Annotated in this window: 15 protein-coding genes; 9 read left to right on the top strand and 6 right to left on the bottom strand. The window is 55.5% G+C overall.

The genetic code is table 11. The features are described 5' to 3' along the window. The first annotated feature begins 7 nt into the window (after window positions 1–7). The 5 genes from bamC to ypfH all read left to right on the top strand — a co-directional run bounded on the left by bamC (window position 8) and on the right by ypfH (window position 5608). Window positions 8–1039 (top strand): outer membrane protein assembly factor BamC, encoded by a 1032-nt coding sequence (gene bamC / locus FBY13_RS09945; RefSeq protein WP_109717566.1) that lies wholly within the window; start codon window positions 8–10, stop codon window positions 1037–1039. Between the two features lie 146 nt (window positions 1040–1185). After that, window positions 1186–1899 carry a phosphoribosylaminoimidazolesuccinocarboxamide synthase gene (purC, locus tag FBY13_RS09940; protein ID WP_145394060.1) on the top strand — a complete coding sequence of 238 codons (714 nt, stop codon included), beginning with the start codon at window positions 1186–1188 and terminating at the stop codon, window positions 1897–1899. Window positions 1900–2029: 130 nt separating this feature from the next. Continuing rightward, window positions 2030–2890: a neutral zinc metallopeptidase gene (locus tag FBY13_RS09935; protein ID WP_109717567.1), complete on the top strand. Its 861-nt coding sequence runs from the start codon at window positions 2030–2032 to the stop codon at window positions 2888–2890. Then, on the top strand, window positions 2887–4854 hold the full coding sequence (locus FBY13_RS09930; protein WP_145394059.1) for a tRNA(Met) cytidine acetyltransferase TmcA: 1968 nt from the start codon (window positions 2887–2889) through the stop codon (window positions 4852–4854). The genes FBY13_RS09935 and FBY13_RS09930 overlap by 4 nt, the downstream gene beginning before the upstream one ends. 73 nt (window positions 4855–4927) lie before the next feature. Then, window positions 4928–5608, top strand: a complete 681-nt coding sequence (gene ypfH / locus FBY13_RS09925) for an esterase (protein ID WP_145394058.1) — start codon at window positions 4928–4930, stop codon at window positions 5606–5608. Between the two features lie 35 nt (window positions 5609–5643). Here the strand turns inward: ypfH and FBY13_RS09920 are convergent, their stop codons facing one another. Genes FBY13_RS09920 through FBY13_RS09910 form a run of 3 tightly spaced genes read right to left on the bottom strand, consistent with a single transcriptional unit; the run spans window position 5644 to window position 7349 of the window. After that, on the bottom strand, window positions 5644–5829 hold the full coding sequence (locus FBY13_RS09920; RefSeq protein WP_047715355.1) for a YpfN family protein: 186 nt from the start codon (window positions 5827–5829) through the stop codon (window positions 5644–5646). Window positions 5830–5851: 22 nt separating this feature from the next. Then, entirely contained in the window at window positions 5852–6979 is a 1128-nt protein-coding gene (dapE, locus tag FBY13_RS09915; protein ID WP_063880518.1) for a succinyl-diaminopimelate desuccinylase, read from the bottom strand. 1 nt (window position 6980) lies between these two features. Then, window positions 6981–7349 (bottom strand): ArsC family reductase, encoded by a 369-nt coding sequence (locus tag FBY13_RS09910; RefSeq protein ID WP_063880517.1) that lies wholly within the window; start codon window positions 7347–7349, stop codon window positions 6981–6983. Window positions 7350–7735: 386 nt separating this feature from the next. Between FBY13_RS09910 and ypfM the strand changes: the two genes are divergently transcribed. Next, window positions 7736–7798, top strand: a complete 63-nt coding sequence (gene ypfM, locus FBY13_RS23900; RefSeq protein ID WP_139015967.1) for a protein YpfM — start codon at window positions 7736–7738, stop codon at window positions 7796–7798. A gap of 124 nt (window positions 7799–7922) precedes the next feature. On the opposite strand, the gene acrD is transcribed toward ypfM, so the two are convergent. The 3 genes from acrD to narQ all read right to left on the bottom strand — a co-directional run bounded on the left by acrD (window position 7923) and on the right by narQ (window position 13717). Further along, window positions 7923–11039 (bottom strand): multidrug efflux RND transporter permease AcrD, encoded by a 3117-nt coding sequence (gene acrD / locus FBY13_RS09895; RefSeq protein ID WP_109717570.1) that lies wholly within the window; start codon window positions 11037–11039, stop codon window positions 7923–7925. A 164-nt stretch (window positions 11040–11203) separates the two neighbouring features. Further along, window positions 11204–11836 (bottom strand): response regulator, encoded by a 633-nt coding sequence (locus FBY13_RS09890; protein ID WP_063880515.1) that lies wholly within the window; start codon window positions 11834–11836, stop codon window positions 11204–11206. A gap of 192 nt (window positions 11837–12028) precedes the next feature. Continuing rightward, window positions 12029–13717: a nitrate/nitrite two-component system sensor histidine kinase NarQ gene (gene narQ / locus FBY13_RS09885; protein ID WP_145394057.1), complete on the bottom strand. Its 1689-nt coding sequence runs from the start codon at window positions 13715–13717 to the stop codon at window positions 12029–12031. A 249-nt stretch (window positions 13718–13966) separates the two neighbouring features. Here narQ and FBY13_RS09880 point away from each other — a divergent pair, with 249 nt between their 5' ends. The 3 genes from FBY13_RS09880 to nudK all read left to right on the top strand — a co-directional run bounded on the left by FBY13_RS09880 (window position 13967) and on the right by nudK (window position 16746). Next, window positions 13967–14242: a DUF1471 domain-containing protein gene (locus FBY13_RS09880; RefSeq protein ID WP_145394056.1), complete on the top strand. Its 276-nt coding sequence runs from the start codon at window positions 13967–13969 to the stop codon at window positions 14240–14242. A gap of 273 nt (window positions 14243–14515) precedes the next feature. Next, a complete protein-coding gene (gene ansP, locus FBY13_RS09875; protein ID WP_063880512.1) occupies window positions 14516–15988 on the top strand; it encodes an L-asparagine permease in 1473 nt (490 codons plus the stop codon). A gap of 179 nt (window positions 15989–16167) precedes the next feature. Beyond that, window positions 16168–16746, top strand: coding sequence for a GDP-mannose pyrophosphatase NudK (gene nudK, locus FBY13_RS09870; protein WP_063880511.1), 579 nt, complete (start codon window positions 16168–16170; stop codon window positions 16744–16746). Window positions 16747–16771 lie beyond the last annotated feature (25 nt).

The following is a 16771-nucleotide window of genomic DNA, read 5'->3' as shown; positions in this document are numbered from 1 at the left end:
AGTTTGAATGAATTACTCAGTAAAGCGGTCAACGGTTGCAACGGTGGTGGGGCTTTCCACCCTGATGCTGTTGTCGGCCTGTTCGAACGATCAGCGTTATAAACGTCAGGTCAGCGGTGATGAGTCTTACTTACAGGCCAGCGGGCTGCGCGAACTGAAAGCGCCGTCGGGCATGATTCTGCCTGTCCAGAACGGCGAATACGATATTCCACCGTCAACCAGTAAGGCACCAGTAGGCAAGCAGCTCGATATTCGCCCACCTGCTCAGCCTCTGGCGCTGATGAACGGCTCACGTGCGCAGTTCAGCAATAACACCGGCGTGCTGATGTTTGATAACAGCCGCGGCTCGATTTGGTCCCAGGTTGTAGGCGTTGTACAGTCGAATAACTTCCCGATCGCTTCCCGTAATGACGCCGGACAGCAGCTGACGACCGACTGGGTACAGTGGAACCGGGCGGACGAAGATAAGCAGTATCGTGGCCGTTACCAAATCAGCGTTCAGTCGCAGAGTTATCAGCAGGTCCTGACCGTGCGTCTGCTTGAACTGCAGCAGGAAGGCAATAGCGTGACGTCGCCGGTGCAGGTTCAGCGTTATACCGCACAAATGCTGAATGATATCGCCGCCGGAATGGATAAGATCGCCACCATAAATGAAAACGCCGCAGCGGGCCGCGTCAGCGGTGCGATTGACGTGCAAAGCGGTGCCGATGATACCGGTCTGCCAATGCTGGTGCTGCGTACGCCGTTCAACGTGGCCTGGCAGCGTTTACCGGCAGCCATGAATCGTGTTGGCATGGAAGTGACCGACAGCACGCGTTCGACTGGCAGCATGAAAGTGACCTACAAGTCGCCAGGCAGCAGCACCTGGGACAGCGTAGGTGCCAAAGATCCTGAATTGCCGAACGGCGATTACAAGGTTCAGGTTGGCGACCTCGACAACCGGACCAGCCTGCAATTTATTGATCCTAAAGGCCATGTACTGACACAGGCGCAAAACGATGCGTTAGTGGCGGTGTTCCAGGCCGCACTGAATAAATAAAAAATTACCCCAGGCCGGAGATTCTCCGGCCTTTTTATTTCGTTTTTTGGCATAATAGCGCCAGACGAGGTAATCGATTGCGTCACGGCAATCAACGCAAATAGTCTGCCTCAGAACCGGATCTTTCATGTTTGGAGTTAAATAAGATGCAAAAGCGAGCTGAGTTGTATCGCGGTAAAGCGAAAACCGTATACAGCACCGATAACCCGGATCTGCTGATACTTGAATTCCGCAACGATACATCAGCCGGTGACGGCGCCCGCATTGAGCAGTTTGATCGCAAAGGCATGGTGAACAACAAGTTCAACCATTTCATCATGACGAAGCTGCAGGAAGCGGGCATTCCGACGCAGATGGAAGCCCTGCTGTCAGATAACGAAGCGCTGGTGAAAAAGCTGGACATGGTCCCGGTTGAGTGTGTGGTCCGTAACCGTGCAGCAGGTTCGCTGGTCAAGCGTCTTGGTGTTGAAGAGGGCATGGTGCTGAACCCGCCGCTGTTCGACCTGTTCCTGAAGGACGATGCTAAACACGATCCTATGGTCAACGAATCCTACTGTGAAACCTTTAGCTGGGTGAGCAAAGAGAATCTGGCACGTATGCGTGAGCTGACCTACAAAGCGAACGACGTACTGAGCAAAATGTTTGATGATGCGGGTCTGATCCTGGTGGACTTCAAGCTGGAGTTTGGCCTGTTCAACGGTGAAGTTGTGCTGGGTGACGAATTTTCACCCGATGGCGCGCGTCTGTGGGACAAAGAAACCCTGGATAAAATGGATAAAGACCGCTTCCGTCAGAGCCTGGGTGGCCTGATTGAAGCCTATGAAGCGGTAGCCCGGCGTCTGGGTGTCAAACTCGACTGAATAAAACTCAGTGAATCAATGAAAGGAGAGCCCCGGCTCTCCTTTTTTCATTTTGGCGTAAAGCTGGTGATTGCTCCGTCACGCATCTAAAATCATGCCATCAGAGTTAACCTGCCACAGGGAGCAAAACATGCGCTGGCAAGGACGTCGCGAAAGCGACAATGTAGAAGATCGCCGTAATCAGTCATCGGGCAACCGGGGAGGCCGTATTCCTCTGCCGCGCGGCAAAGCGGGCATTATCATGCTGATTCTGGTCGCGGTGGCGGGGTATTACGGTTATGACCTGACGCCACTGCTTACTGGAGGCGAGGGCGCGTCGGTGAGCCAGCAACAGCGCACTACTAACCCGAATCAGGACGAGGCAGCGAAGTTCACCTCGGTGATGCTGGCGACGACCGAAGATACCTGGGATAAGTTGTTCAAACAGATGAACAAACAGTATACGCCGCCGAAGCTGGTGATGTATCGCGGAGCCACGCGCACCGGCTGTGGGACCGGGCAGTCTGTTATGGGGCCTTTTTATTGCCCGGCAGACCAGACTGTCTATATCGACCTGTCCTTCTATGACGATATGAAAACCAAACTGGGGGCAGGCGGAGACTTTGCGCAGGGCTATGTGATTGCACATGAAGTCGGCCACCACGTGCAGAAGTTACTGGGCATTGAACCCCGGGTCCGTCAGATGCAGCAGGGGGCCAGCCAGGCCCAGATAAACCAGCTGTCCGTAAAAATGGAGCTACAGGCCGACTGCTTTGCCGGCGTCTGGGGCCACTATATGGAGCAGGAAAAAATCCTCGAAGTTGGGGACTTACAGGAAGCGTTAAACGCCGCCGAAGCTATTGGTGACGATCGCCTCCAGCAGAAAAGTCAGGGTCGGGTCGTCCCGGACAGCTTTACGCACGGCACCTCAGAGCAGCGTTACACCTGGTTCAAACGCGGATTCGACAGCGGTAACCCCGGCCAGTGCGATACCTTTGCTAATAAAGGATGAACCTGAAAGCAGTGACCTGTGCCATGCAGGCCGCCGGTATACGGCGATTGGCCGTCATCAGCGGGGAAGCCCGCTGGTGCCAGGAGACGGCGATCGCCTGGTGCCAGACGCTGGAAGGCGACATGCTGTGGCTGAGCGATAACGCGCCAGATGTGGGCACGCACTGTCCGACTGCCGCCTTTCGTACGCTGCTGGGGCGCGAGTTCCGTCATGCCGTTTTCGATGCCCGATATGGCTTTCATGCCGAGGCGCTGGCGGCGCTGGCAGGAACGCTGACGGCCGGTAGCTGGCTGCTGCTGTTAGTGCCCGAATGGACGCGTTGGGCGCAGCAGCCCGATGCTGACAGCCTGCGCTGGGCGGATGTCAGCGAGCCGATTGCCACGCCAAACTTTGTCCATCATCTGCAATACCTGATTGAAAATGATGAGCAGGTGCTGTTACACCAGCCACCGCAGCCGCTACGGTTGCCCAACTGGACGCCACGGCCCGCCTGGCATTGTCAGGCGGCTTTTCAGCAGCAGGCGATTTTGCACGAGCTGGCTGGTTTCTCTGCGGGCGTGGCGGTGGTCACAGCGGCACGTGGCAGAGGAAAGTCGGCGCTGGCAGGCATGCTGGCCCGGCAGAACACGCGTTGCCTGATCACCGCACCCGCAAAAATCACCACGACAGTGTTAGCGTCCTTCGCCGGGGATCATTACCGGTTTATGGCACCTGATGCGATTCTGGCCCTGCCCACATTGCCTGACGTTGACTGGCTCATCGTGGATGAAGCCGCCGCCATTCCGGCACCGCTACTCCATGCGCTGGTGGCGCGGTTTCCGCGCGTGTTGCTGGTAACGACGATTCAGGGTTATGAAGGTAGCGGCCGGGGCTTTATGCTGAAATTCTGTGCGGCGCTTCAGCAGGTACGCCATTTTACCCTGGACGAACCGCTGCGCTGGGCGCGCCATGACCCGCTGGAACACTGGCTTAACCAGGCGCTGCTGTTCGAGGATGCGCCCGAAACAGCGGGAACGGGTGAGCTATCGCCCCGGCGAGTCGAAGGCTCTGATATTGCTGCCCAGCAGGCGGCTTATCAACTGCTCACCCGTGCGCATTACCGCACCTCACCGCTGGATCTGCGTCGCCTGCTGGATGCACCGGGAATGCATCTCTGGCTGGCGGGCGATGTTCCGGCGCTACAGGGGGCGCTATGGTTGGTGGAAGAGGGCGGACTGACAAATGAATTAGCGCAGGCCGTCTGGGCGGGCCACAGGCGGCCTCGCGGTAACTTAGTTGCGCAGTCGCTGGCGGCGCACGCGGGTTTCACCGACGCCGCCACGCTTCGTGCCTTACGCATCAGCCGGATTGCCGTCGCCGCGTCTTCCCGCCGTCAGGGAACCGGAAAGCAACTGGTTGCGTCCGCCAGTGCAGATTCCGCCGGATACGACTACCTCTCCGTCAGCTTTGGCTACACTGACGATCTCTGGGCGTTCTGGCAAGCCTGCGGTTTTACGCTGGCACGCATCGGCAGTCAGCGCGAAGCCAGAAGCGGCTGCTACGCCGCGATGGCCTTACGGGGGCTGACGCCCGCCGGAAAACAGCTGCAGCAGAAGGCGAGCGGGCAACTGGCACGCGACTGGCCACTGCTGAGATCACATATTCAGTTGGACCTGCCATTACCTGAGGCTTGTGATCAGGATTTTACCCCGCACGATGCCTGGCTGGCAGCCGGTTTTGCCTGGGCGCAGCGCCCACTGGAGGCAAGCCTGGCGGTTCTCCAGCGGCTGGTCGATATCAGCCAGCAGCCTTTGCCGTTACTCCGGCAGGCGGTCAGCGCCAACATCAGTCTGGCTGAACTGGCGCAGGCGGCACGGCTCAACGGACGCAAGGCGCTGATTATGGCGTTACGCGCTGAAGCCGCCGGGGCACTGCTGGCGTTACCCGACAGGGATGGCGAAGCCTTGCGCAGGCAATTGCAATAAATCCACCAAGTCGTTCAAATATTCCCAATATCATCCTGCGCCCGGGAGCGTAGAGTAGTAGCAGGAGGTCGATATGACACTGAGATACGTAATTGTTCAGCAGCCTGCAAGGGCTGCCCAGCTGTTTCTGCTTTATCACGGCGTTGGTGATAATCCCGACGCCATGGCCGAAATTGGCAGCTGGTTTGCTAAAACCTTTCCTGCGGCGCTGGTGGTGTCGGTGGGATCGCCAGGCCCTGGCGGTCAGTGGTTTAAGGAAGCCGGACTGCATGATAAAAGCGAGCAGGCCTGCGTTGACACCAGCATGCCGCAATTTGTGGCGTCGGTTCGCCACTGGCAGCAGCAAAGCGGCGTGAATCCCGAAGCCACCGCGCTGGTGGGCTTTTCACAGGGTGCCAGTATGGTGCTGGAAGGCATCAAAGCCAACGACGATCTGGCTGGTCGGGCGATTGTCTTTAGTGGCCGCTTTGTCACGCTACCGGAAAAAGCCAGCTCGCGTACGACTGTGCATCTGATTCACGGCGATGAGGATGAGAATATTCCGCTGGCACAGGCGCAGCAGGCTGAACAGCGTTTAAGGCTGCTCGGCGGTGACGTGACGCTAAATATTGTGGAAGATCTGGCGCATGCCATCGATCAGCGCAGTATGCATTTTGCCCTGCATCATCTGCAGTACACGGTGCCGAAACGCTATTTTGATGAGGCGCTGGGCGGCGGAAAACCCGGCAGTGATGATGTCATTATGACGATGTAATCGTGCGCCCTCACACAGGCGAGGGCGCGAAGCGGTTATTTCTTTTTCGGCCAGTCGTCGTCGTCCCACTTATCGTTAAAATCACGGTGTGGCGGGAGATCAGGCTTGTTATCCATAAACTTTTTGTGGTCGATGCGTTTCAGATCTTTATAAACGTTCATTAACACACCTACCATCAGCAGGATCACCAGTATCCACCAATAATCTTTAATAAACTCCATAGGCCCGCTCCTTCCCTCGCTGTCAGGCGATCAATTGTTCCATGATGCGTTGGTACATTCGGCTCAGCATTTGTAAATCGGATGCTTTAACGCATTCGTTGATTTTGTGAATTGTGGCATTCACCGGGCCCAGTTCCACCACCTGCGAGCCCATTCGAGCAATAAAACGTCCGTCAGAGGTTCCACCAGAAGTCTGTAACTGCGGCTTAATTTCATTATAGTGCGTTACGGCGTTTATTACGGCATCAACCAGTTTGCCGCGTGATGTCAGGAAGGGCTGACCGGAAAGTTTCCACTCGATGGTATAGCGCAACTGATGGCGATCCAGCAGTTCTGCCACGCGCTGCTGAATCATGCTGTCAGTGAGTTCGGTACTGAAACGGAAGTTGAACTGGACAAACAGCTCGCCGGGAATCACGTTGTTGCTGCCGGTGCCAGCCTGAACGTTGGCGATCTGCATGCTGGTGGCAGGGAAGAAGGCATTGCCCTGATCCCATTCGGTGGCGACCAGCTCATTGAGTGCAGGCAGAGCACGGTGCACCGGGTTATCAGCAAGCTGAGGATAGGCCACATGGCCCTGTACGCCATGCACGGTAAGGTTAGCGGTAATCGAGCCACGACGGCCATTTTTCACGACGTCACCCACGACTTCGCTGCTGGAAGGTTCCCCGACCAGACAGTAATCCAGACGCTCGTTACGTGCCATCAGGCGCTCAACGACTTTTACCGTTCCGTTTGCGCCACTGGCTTCTTCGTCAGACGTAATCAAAAAGGCCAGGCGTCCTTTGTGATGAGGATGAACCGCGACGAAGCGCTCGGCGGCAACGACCATGGCGGCCAGCGATCCTTTCATATCGGCGGCACCGCGACCAAACAACATGCCGTCACGGATGGTGGGTTCAAACGGCGGATTGATCCAGCGGCTGGCATCGCCAGGCGGCACGATATCGGTGTGGCCGGCAAACGCCAGGGTTTCGCCCTCACCGCGCGTGGCCCAGAAATTCAGGGTATCGTTGATGTTCATGGTTTCGATATGGAAACCAATCGCTTCCAGACGCGCAATCAGCAGCGCCTGACATCCGGCGTCATCGGGGCTGAGAGAAGGACGACGAATAAGCTGCTGCGTCAGCTCAATGACCGGACAAAACATATTATGACTTCTCCTGAAGCAGGTTCTGGTAAAGGGATTCACTGAAGCCGAGCAGCAAAGCGCCGTCGGGCGCGCGCAGGACAGGGCGTTTGATGATGGCGGGCTGGTCCAGCATCAGCGCTTTGGCACTCCCGGCATCCGTAATGGCCTCACGCTCTGCCTCGGGTAGCTTACGCCAGGTTGTGCCGCGCGTGTTGAGCAGGTCCTGATAGCCCAGCACGTCGATAAACTGCTGCAACTGGTCACCGGTCAGGCCGTCAGCACGGTAATCGTGGAAACGATAGTCCACGCCCGCCGCCTCTAAAAAGCGACGCGCTTTTTTAATCGTGTCGCAATTCTTAATCCCAAACATGACCCACTGCGCGCTCATCGTCTGCTCCTGTCATTAAAATCAGCTCGGCAGTTTACCATAGTGTGATCTGATGCATCATCCGCCCGATGGCGTCTGGGTGGAATAAATTGCGCCAATACAGAGGTTTCCCGCCTGTAGGTAAACGGTTTCAGTTATGCCTCTAATAATTACGTGGTTTATCAATTTTGAATTAAGAATTTCCTTAATTACGCTTTTTAGGCTACGTCCTGGTCAAAACCGCATTAAAACCTGTCAGGTTAAGCCTTTGCTGAAATGTGCGTCAGCCAGCAAATCAGAAAAGACTCAGCCTTTTGGCGCCTTTGCCGATAGTAATAACAGGTGTAAACGTATTCACCAGGCGAAAAAAAAGGCGTAATATTGCCACTACAATAAGAGAGGGTTCTATGATTGACACCGAAATGGGGAACTGGAAAGAATTCATCGAAGCGATGTTACGCAATAAGTAACACGCGAGGAGAAAAGCAGGGCAATTTCCCCTCTGCTGTAATTCTTACCACACACAGAAATAAAACGGCCGCTGTTTTCAGAGGCCGTTTTTTTTGCCTGTTCATTGTGAAAACAGGCGGCAGCTCAGTCCTGATGTTTCTCTTTGAGTGGGAAGCGGCGACGCACCAGAACAAAGAACAGCGGGACGAACAGGATGGCTAACAGGGTGGCGGAAATCATACCGCCCATGACGCCCGTTCCCACCGAGTGCTGGCTGCCCGATCCCGCACCGCTGCTGATCGCCATCGGCATCACACCGAAGATAAAGGCCAGGGAGGTCATCAGGATCGGCCGCAGGCGTTGACGTGAGGCCGCCAGCGTCGATTCAATCAGTTCTCCGCCTTTGCTGTTAAGCTCGTTGGCAAATTCTACGATCAGTATTGCGTTCTTAGCCGATAACCCCACGACGGTCAGCAGACCGACCTGGAAATAGACATCGTTCTCCAGTCCTCGCGTCCAGGTGGCAATCAGAGCACCAAGAACGCCAAGTGGGACGACAAGCATCACCGAGAAGGGAATCGACCAGCTCTCGTACAGTGCCGCCAGGCAGAGAAACACGACCAGCAGAGAAACGGCATAGAGTGCGGGAGCCTGAGAGCCGGATAACCGCTCCTGATACGACGCACCCGTCCACTGGAAACCGACGCCCAGCGGCAGGGCGTTGACCAGTTTTTCCATCTCGTCCATCGCGGTGCCGCTACTCACGCCCTGCGCGGCTTCCCCGACGATTTCCAGTGAGGAGTACCCGTTATAACGTTCCAGACGCGGTGAACCCGTTTCCCAGCGGCTGGTGGCAAACGCGGAAAAGGGCACCATCGTGCCGCTGCTGTTGCGCACGTACCATTTATTGACATCATCCGGCAGCATGCGGTACGGGGCTTCCGCCTGAACGTAAACCTTTTTCACCCGGCCGCGATCCAGGAAGTCGTTAACGTAGTTGGAACCCCAGGCGGTGGTCAGCGTGTCGTTAATGGTATCCAGTGACACGCCAAGTGCCTGTGCTTTGCGCTCATCAATATCGATTTGCAACTGCGGGCTGTCGTCCAGACCATTGTGGCGCACGCGAGACAGGAGTTTGTCTTTGCTGGCCCTGTCCAGCAGCGTGTCACGCATCGCCATTAACTTGTCATGACCAATACCGGCATGATCCTGTAATTCCAGGTCAAAGCCGGATGAGCTGCCCAGCCCGGTGATTGCCGGTGGACTGCTGGCAATCACGACGGCTTCATTGATGTGTTTAAACGCTTTACCGGCGCGTTCAATAATGGCAAATGAGGTGCGATCGGCACCTGGTCTGTCGTCCCAGTCTTTCAAACGGATAAACAGACGCGCCACGTTCTGCCCGTTACCGCCCGGCCCGGAACCGATGGTTGAGAAGACCGACAGAACATTGTCTTTCTCTTTGGTCAGGTAATATTTTTCAACTTTTGCCACTACCGCTGAGGTTTGATCCATGCTCGAACCGGCAGGAAGCTGTACCTGGGTCATGATCATGCCGCGATCTTCCTGCGGCAAAAAAGAGGAGGGCAGATGAAGAAACAGGTACGCCATAATGCCAATAATCGCCAGATACAGCAGCAGCCAGCGCCCGCCGGTGCGCAGGATACTGGCGACACCGCGTTCATAGCGGTCGGCGTTGCGGTTAAAATGGTAGTTAAACCAACGGAAAAACCCACGCTGACCGTGATGCTCTCCTTTGGCGATGGGCTTGAGCAGCGTGGCACAGAGCGCGGGCGTCAGGATCATCGCCACCAGCACTGACAGGATCATGGCGGAGACGATGGTGATGGAGAACTGACGGTAGATCGCCCCCACGGTGCCGCCAAAAAAGGCCATGGGGATGAACACGGCTGACAGCACCAGCGCAATGCCCACCAGTGCGCCCTGAATCTGACCCATGGATTTGCGGGTGGCCGCGCGGGGCGACAGCCCTTCCTCGCTCATGATTCGCTCAACGTTCTCGACCACCACGATGGCATCATCCACCAGCAAACCGATAGCCAGCACCATGGCAAACATGGTCAGAGTGTTAATACTGTATCCGAAGGCATAGATAACGCAGAAGGTGCCAAACAGCACCACCGGCACGGCGATAGTGGGGATTAACGTGGCACGGAAGTTCTGCATAAACAGGTACATCACGCCAAACACCAGCAGGATGGCCTCCAGCAGGGTTTTCACGACATCCGTAATAGAGGCTTTAACAAAAGGCGTGGTTTCATAGGCGATTTTGGCCTCCAGCCCATGTGGAAAATACTGTGACAGCTCATCCAGACGAGCACGCACCAGTTTATCCGTGTTCATCTCGTTCGCGCCGGACGCCAGTTTTACACCCAGTCCGGACGCCGCCTGGCCGTTGTAGCGGCTGAGATAATCATACTTTTCTGCACCCAGCGCCACATCAGCCACATCGCCCAGGGTGACGACCGACCCGTCAGGATTGTTCTTCAGGGTAATCGCCTTAAACTGCTCGGGTGTTTGCAACATCGACTGCGCATTTACCGTGGCGTTTAGCGCCTGTTTTTTGACGGCGGGCAGGCCACCGACCTGGCCGACGGCCACCTGGGCGTTCTGAGATTTAATGGCGGTAACCACATCATCTGTGGTCAGAGAATAGGCGGTCAGTTTGTAGGGATCGAGCCAGATACGCATCGCATATTGCGTGCCGTAGGCGTCCACTTCGCCCACGCCGTCAATACGACTCAGCGGGTCCTGAATATTACTGGCGACGTAATCGGCAATATCCTGCTTGTCCATGCTGCCATCGGTCGAGACAAAGGCCACCATCAGAATATTGCTGTCGCCGGTTTTGTTTACCGTGACGCCTTGCGACTGCACGGCCTGAGGCAGCTTGCGTAGCGCTGCCTGCAACTGATTCTGCACCTGCTGGCGCGCTTCATCTGGATTGGTTCCGGCGGTGAAGGTCAGGGTAATTTGTGCCTGTCCGGTATTGCTACTGTTGGAGGACATATACATCAGGTTATCGATGCCGGTCATGTTTTGTTCGATAACCTGAGTTACGGTGTTCTCCAGCGTTTGTGCCGACGCGCCAGGGTAGGTGGCGGTGATACGCACGTTTGGGGGAGCCAGGTCAGGATACTGTTCAACAGGAAGCGAAATAATGGAAAGCGTGCCGCAAAGGCACAGCAAAATTGCCAAAACCCAGGCAAAAATAGGGCGGTCGATAAAGAAATTCGACATTGAATCGACACTCCTCACTGCTTTTATTATTAATATGAGCGATACAGCGCATGATGCACAAAAAATCCACGCAAACCACGCACGGGTAGAAGTCTACTTTACGTGCGAGGCCGGGTTGAAAAGTGGAGAAATTATAGAGAATGTGTAAATTTGCGCGTTTTTTATCAACTGTTTCGACGTTCAATCCACATAATTGTTGCAGCAACGCGTGAACGCACATCCAGTTTGCGCAGGACGTTACGAATATGCACCTTCACCGTTTCTTCTGAAATATGCAACGCATTCGCGACTTCTTTATTTGACAGTCCTCGCGCCACTTCCTGCATCACCCCGCGTTCGCGTTCGGTCAGCAAACGGAAAGGATCATCGCTGTTATGCCGCGTAGCAAGATAGTGCTTCACCGCGTCGCTAAACACCTTCTCGCCCTGCGAGGCCTGCATAATCTGGCCGAGCAAGATTTCGGGTTCGCTGTCTTTGAGTAAATATCCGTCTGCGCCCGCATCCACCAGAGCATAAATATCACTGCGCGCATCAGAGACGGTCAGGACCAGAATACGTGAGCTAATGCCTTCGTGGCGCAGCGCTTTCAACGTATCAAGGCCCGACATGCCTTTCATATTCAGATCGAGCAGGATGACATCCGGTGTCAGGCGGCGGGCTTCCGCCAGCGCTTCGGTGCCGTTACTGGCCTCCGCGACGACCTGTAGCTGCGGTTCCAGCGCCAGTAACTGGCGAATGCCACGGCGCATGAGTGGATGGTCGTCCACTATCATGATGGTTAAAGCAGGTTGTTCCATGTTATCTCCCTGTCCCCTGGCATTACTGGCTTGCGGTATGGGCAGTGCGTCTGATCGGTTTTCCAGACTGCGCCTGAACGTTCAGGCGCAGGATGTTCATTGTACGGGGCAATCCCGCCTTCGTCTGTTGATCTGCCACATCCTGCATGATTATTGCGGCGTGGGTAAAATGCAAAACGGTGTGTTGTGGCGTTATTCAATCTGCTGAGCCAGGCGCGGCGGAAAGCGCAGTGCGACGCGCGTGCCCCGTTGCAGTGCTGTAATCTGCAAAGACCCTGCCAGCCGTTCAGCACGTTCGGTCATCGTGGTTAAACCATAATGGCCGGGCGGCTCTTCCGTGCTGCCGATACCGATGCCGTCATCCGTCACGGTCAGGACATGTTCACCTTTCTCCGTGTGCTGGTAGTCGATAATAATCACCTGAGCACTGGCATGGCGAATCGCATTTAACAGCGCCTCTCGGGCGATCTGTAAGACGTGGACCTGTTGCTGGGCATCCAGGTCCTGAAGGCCTGGCTGGCAGGTGAACTGGATCTCGGCCGCGGACTGTTCCTGTAAGGAGGCGATCATGGCTTGCAGGGCCGCCACCAGATCTGATTTTTCAATGGTTAAGCGGAAGGTGGCAAGCAGCTCGCGCAGCTGGCGGTAAGCCTCTGCCAGCGCCCGATCAAATTCAGCAATGATGTCGTGTGCGGCACGATCGCCAGCATCGACGGTGCGCCGCAGCAGTGTCAGTTGAATTCGCAGGTAGGTTAACGCCTGGGCCAGCGAATCATGCAACTCGCGTGCAATCGTTGCGCGCTCTTCAAGCAGCAGCATCTGCTGATGCTGTTTTTGGGTCTGCCAGATCCAGAGTGACCGCCCCAGCATGGCGGCCAGGCTTCGCATTAATGCCTCCGGCGGCGTGGTGACGGTCGTTTGCCAGCGCAGCGTGCCAATAGGTTGACCGTCCTGCTGCAAGGGTAAATGATGCCAGGCGTACGAAGCATCGATCTGGCCCGACGCAAACATAAACGACTCGCCTTCCAGCCGGATAAACGCAAGGTTTTCCCTGGCGCGCACGTTGGCTAACACGTTGTCGAAAAGGGCAGGGTGCAAGGGGCCACGGGTCAAAATCTGTGAACTCTCATACAGCAACGACAGCGTATGGTTCGCCTGGGTGAGATCCCGGGTTTTGTCGCGCACCCGCTGCTCCAGTATCTGATAGTGAGACTGTAACTGTGCGGCCATACTGCTGAACGTATGTGACAGCACCTTGAGTTCATTCTGCTGCTGGACATGCAGTGGCGGAAAGGCAAAATTACCGCTTTCCACATACCGGCTGGCCGTGACCAGCGCATTCAGCGGCTTAACCACCTGCTGGCGGGTAAAGCGGATTGTCATCAGCGCCAGGGCCACAATCGCCACCACGCCTGTCAGACTACTGACCGCCACCACCCGCATTTTCAGTTCTGCATAACGCTGCAGTTCCAGAACAAAGCGGTCAATTTCGCCGACGTAAGCAGGCATTTGTTGCCGCCAGGCCTGCGCCGCGTTGTCATGAAGATGCTGAGCCAAAACGGGCCAGCCCACACGCAAACGCTGATAGTGGTCAATCACTTTGCGTGGCACCCAGGGACGGTCGAGCTGCTGTAAAACTGAGGCATCAAGGGTTTGCTGGAACTGCACCAGATGATTCGCCAGCAGCTGTGGCTCCAGTCTGGCATCCCAGGCCAGCCGGTAACTCTGCATCCGCAGTGAGCCCGCCAGGTTAATGGCTTCCGCGTCGCGCAGGCTGCTGGACAGCGTGAGCAGCGCCAGACCGGTAGTCAGTAAAGCCAGCAACACAATCAAGGTTAAAGACTGCGCAATACTTCTGGTAACAGAGCGTTTAACAATCACGGTAATAACCCCTTTAATGGCAGGGAATTATAAAAGAGGTGGCGGGATACGCAAGCGGCTTGTCATGGCATCGCCCAACGCGCGCCGTTCAGTCATTCAATAACCGCAGTTGACGTTTCCCAGGAATCCCGACGTCAGAGCGAACATTACTCGCACAGCTTTACACCTCACAAAGGTTGCCTTTCATTATCTCGGCAATAATCACTACCGTGTTTAACCACAGCGACCAACGCGAGTACAGGAGTATTGATGAAACATTTACCTGCTTACCTCACCGCCGCCGCCCTGTTGGCCACTGCGCCATTCCCGACCTTCGCCGCCACGGCGGTGGATCAACGTGAAGCTCAGAACCTGCAAAAGATTGGCAGCGTCTCTGTCTCCAGCGTGAATGGCTCACTGGATGATGTCACCCGCCAGCTTTCGCAGCAGGCGAAAGCCGAAGGCGCCCGCCATTTCCGTGTTATCGGCGTGGACACACCCGGCGATTCCAGTCTTTGGACCGGCACCGCAGAGATTTACCGCTAAACCCTCTCTTTTTCCATCCCTGTAGTGTTTACCGGCCAGCCAAAGGCCGGTTTTTTTGTGATCTCAGAAAAATTTTTTACAAATCGTCCGACTGATCCCCTCGGTATATTTTGCTTCGATGTTACATAACGGTTAGGATTCATCGCCGTAAATTCCCGCGCCGCTTTTCGTCAACTCACAGGCGGGCGCACAGAGGAAGACAACCCATTTCGCACTGCTAAACGCAATCGTTTGGATGCGCTATGACTTATGGTCAGGACAAACAGGAAGGCTATGAAATCTACTAAGAAATCAGCAGCGGACATGCGCGCTGCGAAACGACGCTGGCTCAATTCCCACGACTCCGGCTATAAGAAAGCCATGGGCAATCGTCACGTACAGATGATTGCTATCGGTGGTGCCATTGGTACGGGTCTGTTTCTGGGCGCAGGCGCCCGTTTACAGGCAGCGGGTCCGGCCTTAGCCATCATTTATCTGGTCTGCGGTATCTTCTCTTTCTTCATCCTGCGTGCACTGGGCGAACTGGTTTTACACCGTCCCAGCAGCGGAAGCTTTGTCTCCTATGCTCGTGAGTTCATGGGCGAGAAAGCCTCTTATGTGGCGGGCTGGATGTACTTTGTTAACTGGGCCATGACCGGGATTGTTGATATCACTGCCGTTGCGCTTTATATGCACTACTGGGGCGCGTTTGGCGATGTGCCGCAGTGGGTGTTCGCCCTGGGCGCACTGGCGATTGTCGGCACCATGAACATGATCGGCGTAAAGTGGTTTGCCGAAATGGAGTTTTGGTTCGCCTTAGTGAAAGTGCTGGCGATTGTGGTGTTCCTGGTGGTCGGCGTGGTGTTTCTTGGCACGGGCAAACCGCTGGATGGTAACGCAACGGGTTTCCATCTGATCACGGATAACGGCGGCTTATTCCCGCATGGCCTGTTACCGGCGCTGGTGCTGGTGCAAGGCGTCGTGTTTGCCTTCGCCTCGATAGAACTGGTCGGCACGGCCGCCGGCGAGTGTAAAGATCCTGAAACCATGTTGCCGAAAGCGATCAACAGCGTCATCTGGCGTATTGGTTTGTTCTATGTCGGTTCCGTGGTGCTGTTGGTGATGCTGCTGCCGTGGAATGCCTATCAGGCCGGACAAAGTCCGTTTGTGACCTTCTTCTCTAAGTTAGGCGTGCCTTATATTGGCAGCATCATGAATATCGTGGTGCTCAGTGCGGCATTATCCAGCCTGAACTCCGGTCTCTACTCCACCGGTCGTATCCTGCGTTCCATGTCGATGGGCGGATCTGCACCTAAGTTCATGTCAAAAATGAGCAGCCAGCAGGTTCCTTATGCCGGAATTCTGGTCACCGTTGGCGTATACATTCTCGGTGTGGTGCTTAACTACTACGTGCCGTCACAGGTGTTTGAGATCGTATTAAACGTGGCGTCGCTCGGCATTATCTCGTCGTGGGGCTTTATCGTGCTTTGCCAGTTACGCCTGCGTAAAGCGATCAAAGAAGGCAAAGCGGACGATGTCAGCTTCAAGCTGCCGGGTGCACCTTTTACCTCGTGGCTGACGCTGCTGTTCCTGTTTAGCGTGCTGGTCTTGATGGCGTTCGACTATCCAAATGGAACCTACACTATCGCGTCCATTCCGTTGATCGCGGTGATTCTGGTACTGGGCTGGTTTGGCGTGCGCAAGCGTGTTAATGCCATCGCCGCTACCGAACATGACCACCATGAGCACGACGGCAAATCGTCATAAACATGACCCTATTTGCTGCATAAAATGCCAGCCAGCGTGCTGGCATTTTTTTGCGCTGCACCTGCGCTTTCGGCACGCCGTTATTGATGATAGCGTGCGGGCGGTGCGCAATTCAGATAGTTTTCTTTGGCTGCACGTCCTATTATCTCTGGCTCCCTTCATATGGCTGCGGAGCGTCCATGTCGTTCAAGATCAACATCATCAAAGATAAGCTGCTGTCAGAGAACTGGTTTGTTCTGCGTAATATCACCTATGAGATTACCGACAACCAGGGCGAAATCGTGCGTCACAAACGCGAAGTTTACGATCGCGGCAATGGTGCCACCATTCTGCTGTATAACCGTGAAAAAAACAGTGTGGTGCTGACGCGCCAGTTTCGCATCGCCACCTATGTTAACGGTAATCAGGACGGTATGTTGATTGAGGCCTGCGCGGGCCTACTGGATGATGATTCCCCTGAAGATTGCATTCGCAAAGAGGCCATCGAAGAGACCGGTTATGCCGTGGGAGAGGTGGAAAAACTCTACGCGGTTTACATGTCGCCGGGTGGCGTGACCGAGCTGGTGCATTTCTTTGCGGCTGAATATCACGAGTCGCTGCGTGAGAATGCGGGCGGCGGTGTCGACGATGAAGCGATCGACGTGCTGGAAATGGCTTTTCCTGATGCCATGCAGTGGGTGAAAGAAGGGCGGATTCGCGACGGCAAAACCATTATGTTGTTGCAGCATGCGCTTATCGCCGGCTGGCTGACGCTCTGATGATGTGCAGAGCAGATGTGCCTGG

This window comes from Pantoea sp. SJZ147 (assembly GCF_007828605.1).
Lineage (GTDB): Bacteria > Pseudomonadota > Gammaproteobacteria > Enterobacterales > Enterobacteriaceae > Pantoea > Pantoea allii.
This window is presented reverse-complemented; position numbering and strand designations above follow the sequence as displayed.

Bases quoted from the DNA above. Each gene is read 5' to 3' on its own strand.
- FBY13_RS09935 (WP_109717567.1), top strand. From the start codon at position 2,030: ATGCGCTGGCAAGGACGTCGCGAAAGCGACAATGTAGAAGATCGCCGT.
- FBY13_RS09880 (WP_145394056.1), top strand. From the start codon at position 13,967: ATGAAACATTTACCTGCTTACCTCACCGCCGCCGCCCTGTTGGCCACT.
- FBY13_RS09930 (WP_145394059.1), top strand. From the start codon at position 2,887: ATGAACCTGAAAGCAGTGACCTGTGCCATGCAGGCCGCCGGTATACGG.
- ypfH (WP_145394058.1), top strand. From the start codon at position 4,928: ATGACACTGAGATACGTAATTGTTCAGCAGCCTGCAAGGGCTGCCCAG.
- acrD (WP_109717570.1), bottom strand. From the start codon at position 11,039: ATGTCGAATTTCTTTATCGACCGCCCTATTTTTGCCTGGGTTTTGGCA.
- FBY13_RS09920 (WP_047715355.1), bottom strand. From the start codon at position 5,829: ATGGAGTTTATTAAAGATTATTGGTGGATACTGGTGATCCTGCTGATG.
- FBY13_RS09910 (WP_063880517.1), bottom strand. From the start codon at position 7,349: ATGAGCGCGCAGTGGGTCATGTTTGGGATTAAGAATTGCGACACGATT.
- FBY13_RS09890 (WP_063880515.1), bottom strand. From the start codon at position 11,836: ATGGAACAACCTGCTTTAACCATCATGATAGTGGACGACCATCCACTC.
- nudK (WP_063880511.1), top strand. From the start codon at position 16,168: ATGTCGTTCAAGATCAACATCATCAAAGATAAGCTGCTGTCAGAGAAC.
- bamC (WP_109717566.1), top strand. From the start codon at position 8: ATGAATTACTCAGTAAAGCGGTCAACGGTTGCAACGGTGGTGGGGCTT.
- purC (WP_145394060.1), top strand. From the start codon at position 1,186: ATGCAAAAGCGAGCTGAGTTGTATCGCGGTAAAGCGAAAACCGTATAC.
- ansP (WP_063880512.1), top strand. From the start codon at position 14,516: ATGAAATCTACTAAGAAATCAGCAGCGGACATGCGCGCTGCGAAACGA.
- dapE (WP_063880518.1), bottom strand. From the start codon at position 6,979: ATGTTTTGTCCGGTCATTGAGCTGACGCAGCAGCTTATTCGTCGTCCT.